Here is a 5,291-nt window from a genome sequence, read left to right on the forward strand (position 1 = left end):
GGACTCTTCACCCTTCCCGATCAGACCGAGCTAGATTATGATTATTCTAACGTATTTGCTAGCGGGCGCTTTTGCGGGCTTCATAGCGGGTTTGTTCGGCGTAGGGGGAGGCATCATTATGGTGCCGATATTCGTTTTTTGTTTTGAAGCACAAGGCTTTGATTCATCCGTCCTCACGCACATGGCGATTGCTTCCTCCCTTGCCTGTATTGTCTTTACCTCGCTAAGTTCTGCGCGAAAGCATCATCTGCTCGGTGCGGTTGATTGGCGGGTTTTGCTTAGGGTCGCACCAGGTATTACCATAGGCTCGGTTGTTGGTGTTTTTCTTGCCTTGCAGCTAGAGGGGGGGGCGCTTAGGATTCTGCTTGGGCTATTTGTTATATTCGTTGCACTGAAGATGGCCCTTGATAGATCAAAAGAATATGCGCCTCAGGAATCTCTGTCCAGGCGCCTGATGTTCCCTGCAGGCTTTGTGATCGGTAGCGTCTCTTCGTTATTTGGTATTGGCGGAGGCACGTTAAGTGTGCCTTTTTTTTATCGTTTAGGCTTGTCTATGGGACGAGTAGTAGGGACGGCGGCGGCATGTGGATTTCCTATTGCTTTGCTGGGGGCTACCGCAAACATCGCTTTTAATCTAGACTCCCCGCTCACTCCGAAATACAGCTTGGGTTATATATATTTACCAGCGGTTGCGGTCGTGTCTGTTTGCTCTGTTGTATTTGCGAGATTGGGTGCGCAATGCGCTCAAACGATCAACTCAGAATTATTAAAAAAGCTGTTTTCGATCTGCCTACTTATTGTTGGTATCAAATTTGTATTTTTTTAGCACGAGGACGTATTTGTGGCGATTGCCTATCCAAAAATAGACCCTGTTGCAGTGAGCCTTGGGCCGCTTGAGGTGCATTGGTATGGTTTGATGTACTTGTTTGGATTTTTGGCGGCTTACCTTCTAGGTAAAAAGCGCGCTGCACGTGCTGATGCACCATTGCAGCCAGAGCATGTGGGCGACATGATTTATTTCGCCGCCTTAGGCGTCATTATTGGCGGTCGGTTAGGTTACGTATTTTTTTACAATTTCCCCAAATTCTTGGAGGACCCTATCTGGCTCTTTAGAGTTTGGGAGGGCGGTATGTCCTTTCATGGGGGGTTGATTGGGGTCATTGCGGCGTTAACTCTGTTTGCCCGAAAAGTCGGCTGTCGGCCTTGGCAGCTTGTAGATTTTGTCGCGCCATTGGTGCCGATTGGCCTGGGCTTGGGTCGCATTGGTAACTTTATCGGTGCTGAGTTATACGGACGTGCTAGTGATGTTTCTTGGGCAATGGTATTTCCGACTGATCCGGAGCAGTTGGCTCGTCATCCGTCACAGCTGTATCAAAGCTTTTTAGAAGGTTTGTTGTTGTTTCTTATCCTATGGTGGTATTCCTCAAAGCCGCGTCCGATGTATGCGGTTTCGGGGATGTTTTTAGCGTTTTATGGCTTGTTCCGTTTTCTCATTGAATTTGTTCGTGAACCGGATGCACATATTGGCTTTATCGCCTGGGATTGGCTAACCATGGGGCAGTTGTTATCGTTGCCGATGATCGCTTTAGGCGTAGGTATGGTTGTTTATGCGCATCATAAAGCGCCGCCTGAATCGAAGTAGAGGTTATTTATGCAGGCTTATTTGGATCTAATGCAAGATGTCGTCGATAACGGCGTTGATCGAGGTGATAGAACCGGTGTTGGCACCCGTTCAGTATTTGGCCGGCAGATGCGATTTGATTTGAGTGAAGGTTTCCCCCTGGTCACAACAAAAAAAGTGCATCTTAAAAGCATCATTTATGAGTTGTTGTGGTTTTTAAAGGGCAGTACGGATAACAACTGGTTGTCCGAGCGTGGCGTGAGCATTTGGAATGAGTGGGCGACCGAAGAGGGCGACCTTGGGCCGATTTATGGTAAGCAATGGCGCAGCTGGGCAGGCCAGGATGGCCGCGTTGTAGATCAAATTTCTGATTTGATTACCCAAATCAAAACCAAGCCGAATTCCCGGCGTTTAATTATCTCGGCTTGGAATCCGACCGAGCTACCGGACGAGTCTATCTCACCTCAAGAAAATGTGCATGAGGGGCGTATGGCATTGGCTCCGTGCCATTGCTTGTTTCAGTTCTACGTTGAGAACGGGCGCTTGTCGTGTCAGCTATATCAGCGAAGTGCTGATTTATTTCTAGGTGTTCCGTTTAACATCGCCAGTTATGCCTTGTTAACGCACATGATTGCGCAGCAATGTGATCTTGATGTGGGTGATTTTGTGCACACATTTGGTGACTGCCATCTGTACAGTAATCACCTTACGGACGAGATTGTGTTTGAGCAATTAAGACGAACTCCAAGAGCGTTGCCAAAACTCAATATCAAGCGTAAACCGGAGAGCATCTTCGGTTATGAGTTTGAGGATTTTGAAGTACTTGATTACGATCCGTATCCTGGAATTCGTGCTCCGATTGCGATCTAAGAACTGAAGGCTGACTTAATTATGCGTATTTCCCTCATTGTGGCCTTGTCTGAGAATCATGTGATTGGTCGAAATAACAAGCTGCCTTGGTATCTTCCCAACGATTTAAAATACTTCAAACAGGTGACGATGGGCTTGCCGATTGTCATGGGCAGAAAGACGTTTGAATCGATTGGTAAGCCCCTTCCAGGGCGAACCAATATTGTGGTTACGCGAAATACTGATTGGTCGGCAGACGGTGTTCGGGCGGCGCATTCGTTAGAAGAGGCCTTTGAACTGGCAGAGTCTATTGCCGAGATTGATGGTCGAGAAGAGTTAATGATTATCGGCGGCGATCAAATTTATCAGAGTGCGTTGCCGTTAGTCGATCGAATGTATTTAACGGAAGTGCACGCGCATGTTGATGGCGATGCCTATTTTCCTAAATTTGATCCCGCGGATTGGCATGAAATCGGTCGCGAGGATTTTTCGGCAGCAGACCCCAATCCCTACGATTACAGTTTTGTGGTTTACGATCGCAAATAGCGATTCCTGTTTTAGCTGTTTGCTCGTCTGTTAGCGATGACTGAGCTTGCTGATGAGCTTGATGAAGCGCGCGAATCGATAGCGGCTTGAAAGCACGAAGAATAAGTCGCGAGCGTTCTCATTCTTCGTGCTGTTCCGACTTTCCTTGGTTAGTCGAGCATATCCAGATTACGCACACCGCCTTTGTCTGCGCTTGTTGCAAGCAATGCATAGGCTTTCAAGGCGCCCGATACTTTTCGGGTTCTCGTCTCAAGCGGCTTCCAGGCATCTTTACCTTTGGCATCCATCGTTTCTCGACGAGCGTGAAGCTCCGCATCGCTCAGTTTTACATTGATGCTCCGCTCGGGGATATTGATTTCAATAATGTCACCCTCTTCGATCAAACCAATCGCGCCACCCGCGGCGGCTTCTGGTGAGCAGTGTCCAATAGAAAGGCCAGACGTACCGCCAGAGAAACGACCGTCAGTTAGAAGAGCGCAAGCTTTACCAAGACCCTTCGATTTTAGATAGCTCGTAGGGTAGAGCATCTCTTGCATTCCAGGTCCGCCCTTGGGGCCCTCATAACGAATAATCACAACATCTCCCTCTGCGACCTCATCGTTTAAGATGCCTTTAACCGCGGAGTCTTGGCTTTCAAATATCTTCGCTTTTCCTGAGAAAACATGAATGGATTCGTCAACGCCGGCGGTTTTTACGACGCAACCGTCAGTGGCTATGTTGCCGTACAGAATCGCTAAACCACCTTCTAGTGAGAAGGCATTTTCGATCGATCGGATACAGCCTTCTTTACGATCTCCGTCAAGGCTCGGCCAGCGGGTAGACTGGCTGAAAGCGGTTTGTGTTGGGATGCCTGCGGGGCCCGCTTTGAAAAACTCGGCGACCTCTGGCGAGTTGTTTTGCATGATGTCCCATTGTGCTAATGCATCTTTCATGGTCGGAGCATGAACGGTAGGCGTATCGGTATGCAAGATACCGGCTCTATCCAGCTCACCTAATATCGCCATGATGCCACCTGCGCGATGCACGTCTTCAATGTGATATTTTGGCGAGTTTGGTGCGACCTTACAAAGTTGCGGGATACGGCGACTCAACTCGTCGATGTCTTTCATCGTAAAATCAAGCTCTGCCTCTTGAGCGGCAGCGAGCAGGTGCAAAATGGTATTGGTTGAACCGCCCATGGCGACGTCGAGGGCGACAGCGTTTTCGAATGCTTTGTGGCTAGCGATTGAGCGCGGAAGAACAGACTCGTCATCCTGCTCGTAGTAGCGACGTGTAATGTCCACGATGATGTCGGCGGCACGCAAAAATAGCTGCTCACGATCTGAGTGTGTTGCCAATGTTGTACCATTGCCCGGCAGAGACAGACCGATTGCCTCAGTTAGGCAGTTCATGGAATTTGCGGTGAACATTCCGGAACATGAGCCACAGGTTGGGCAGGCGCTTCGCTCGTACTCTGCAACCGTTTCGTCATCGGCCGTGTCGTCTGCAGCAATAACCATCGCATCGACCAAGTCGAGTTTGTGCTCGCTTAGTTTCGTCTTTCCTGCCTCCATTGGGCCGCCAGAAACAAATACAACAGGGATATTGAGACGCAGTGCGGCCATGAGCATTCCGGGCGTAATCTTGTCACAGTTCGAGATGCAAACGAGCGCGTCTGCACAGTGTGCATTCGCCATATATTCGACAGAATCTGCGATGATTTCACGAGAAGGAAGGCTGTAGAGCATGCCGTCATGGCCCATCGCGATGCCGTCATCAACGGCGATTGTATTGAACTCTTTTGCGACGCCGCCAGCTTTTTCAATCTGGCGAGCAACGAGTTGGCCCATGTCCTTTAGGTGGACGTGGCCAGGCACAAACTGGGTGAACGAGTTCGCAATCGCAATGATCGGTTTCTCAAAATCTTCCGTCTGCATTCCTGTGGCGCGCCAAAGAGCACGAGCACCGGCCATATTTCGGCCATGAGTTGAGGTTTTTGAGCGATATGTTGGCATGATCTATCTCTTGAAAAGTGACGAATAATACGTGTTGAGTTTGTTGGGGGCTTAGCTTATCAGAAATCTTTCTCGGTAAGCAGCCATCGACGTTAAGAGCGGCGCAAAATCCTGTATTTTGCGATTTACTCTTGGCGGATCGAAAGGTGATCGCCTATCCTGTGCTCAAGAACTCGCTGTCGTCATTTTGCTTCTCTTTAGCAAGTTTTTGAGCTTATGTTTCTAACAAGGTGTTTTGGATGAATGTGCCTCTATTTCCTTTAAATGCAGTTCTATGTCCG

General features: G+C 48.9%; 5 protein-coding genes. 4 read left to right on the forward strand and 1 reads right to left on the reverse strand.

Annotated elements, in window-relative coordinates; all coding sequences use genetic code 11:
- The first annotated feature begins 37 nt into the window (after positions 1 to 37).
- Genes A3750_RS12065 through A3750_RS12080 form a run of 4 tightly spaced genes read left to right on the forward strand, consistent with a single transcriptional unit; the run spans position 38 to position 3,016 of the window.
- Positions 38 to 826, forward strand: a complete 789-nt coding sequence (locus A3750_RS12065) for a sulfite exporter TauE/SafE family protein (protein ID WP_068548132.1) — start codon at positions 38 to 40, stop codon at positions 824 to 826.
- A 21-nt stretch (positions 827 to 847) separates the two neighbouring features.
- Positions 848 to 1,642, forward strand: a complete 795-nt coding sequence (gene lgt / locus A3750_RS12070) for a prolipoprotein diacylglyceryl transferase (RefSeq protein WP_068548304.1) — start codon at positions 848 to 850, stop codon at positions 1,640 to 1,642.
- A 9-nt stretch (positions 1,643 to 1,651) separates the two neighbouring features.
- On the forward strand, positions 1,652 to 2,491 hold the full coding sequence (locus tag A3750_RS12075; protein ID WP_068457537.1) for a thymidylate synthase: 840 nt from the start codon (positions 1,652 to 1,654) through the stop codon (positions 2,489 to 2,491).
- A 21-nt stretch (positions 2,492 to 2,512) separates the two neighbouring features.
- Positions 2,513 to 3,016 (forward strand): dihydrofolate reductase, encoded by a 504-nt coding sequence (locus A3750_RS12080; RefSeq protein WP_068548302.1) that lies wholly within the window; start codon positions 2,513 to 2,515, stop codon positions 3,014 to 3,016.
- A 149-nt stretch (positions 3,017 to 3,165) separates the two neighbouring features.
- On the opposite strand, the gene ilvD is transcribed toward A3750_RS12080, so the two are convergent.
- Positions 3,166 to 5,010: a dihydroxy-acid dehydratase gene (gene ilvD / locus A3750_RS12085; RefSeq protein WP_068548303.1), complete on the reverse strand. Its 1,845-nt coding sequence runs from the start codon at positions 5,008 to 5,010 to the stop codon at positions 3,166 to 3,168.
- Between the last annotated feature and the right edge of the window lie 281 nt (positions 5,011 to 5,291).

Source organism: Oleiphilus sp. HI0079, assembly GCF_001635105.1.